This is a genomic window from Streptomyces sp. NRRL F-5727, from assembly GCF_000719555.1.
In the GTDB taxonomy this organism is placed as follows: domain Bacteria; phylum Actinomycetota; class Actinomycetes; order Streptomycetales; family Streptomycetaceae; genus Streptomyces.
Map to the genome: position 1 here is coordinate 1 of NZ_JOGX01000143.1, position 1,063 is coordinate 1,063.

Sequence of the window (1,063 nt, forward strand, 5' to 3'; positions counted from 1 at the left end):
CAACTACCTGCCGGGCATCCTGGCCCGCCACGCACGCCCCGGGGACGAGTCCGCCCGCCACGCCCTGCATACTCAGGACGGTGCATGGATCGTGCTGGTGAAGCAGCGCCACCGTGAATGCCATATACGGGTGACCACGGCCCAGCTCGTCCACCGGCGAGAAGAGAAGGAAGCACCGCCGAAGTCTTTGAAGGAGAAGTTCCGCAGCGCCATAGAGGGCCCGCCCCCTGCGGTAAAGCCCTGGACCTGGTCGCCTAGTGACGAAGCCGATCAGGCCTGACCGCTTTGCGCGCCGCCGACGATCAACCGAATCAGCCGTACCACCAGGCGCCGGCCCAGCCCTGCCCCGTCCACTGGGTGCACCGAACCAGGCGACTGTCACCGTCCGGCGCTTAACACGCGGTCTGCTCCTGGCCGCGGTGGTTGTCAGTGGTCTCGCGCATGCTCACCGGCAAAGAGATCGACACCTGCCACCCCCTTGCCGGGCCCGGTCCGAGCCGGACCCCTCGGGAGGTCATGAGTAGCAGTACTCATGCACACCACCCTACTCGTGGGCAGGGTGGTGCTGTCGTGGCAGTACCCAAAAGAGGGAGTACGTGATGCGTACGAGGAACGTGGCCGTAGTGGCGTTGCTGGCCGCCGGCGCGATGGCGGCGATGACCGTCACGCCGGCAGCGGCGGCTGATGGCCTGCTTCCGCATCCGGGCCCGGATGGTCTGGTGTGGGTGGAAGAGGCCGTCGGGGACGGGGGAGTGGCTTCGGGCGGAGCGTGGGACCGTCTGCCGACGGTGCTGACGGTGGCGTGTGAGGGAGGCGGCGCCCTGCACGTGACGATGGACTCCCAGGGGTATCAGGTGGCCGACTTCACCGTGGACTGTCCCGCCGGCACCCCGGGCGTGGGTTCGGTATCCATGGACCCGGGCGTGGTCCGCCCTGGGTCTTTCACCATCGGTGTCGACGCCTCAGATAACACCGTCCGCTGGGCCCTGACGGTCACCCAGCCCGAATAGCCCCACCCGCCCCTCCCTCCCCGTAGCCCTGTCTCTTATACACATCTGACGCT

2 protein-coding genes are annotated in these 1,063 nt (G+C 67.6%); both read left to right on the forward strand.

The genetic code is table 11. The features are described from left to right. The coding region (locus tag IF73_RS42480; RefSeq protein ID WP_234338458.1) for a hypothetical protein at window positions 1-280 on the forward strand (280 nt) is incomplete at its 5' end. Window positions 281-623: 343 nt separating this feature from the next. Continuing rightward, window positions 624-1,010 carry a hypothetical protein gene (locus tag IF73_RS0137040; RefSeq protein WP_031015916.1) on the forward strand — a complete coding sequence of 129 codons (387 nt, stop codon included), beginning with the start codon at window positions 624-626 and terminating at the stop codon, window positions 1,008-1,010. Window positions 1,011-1,063: the final 53 nt, after the last annotated feature.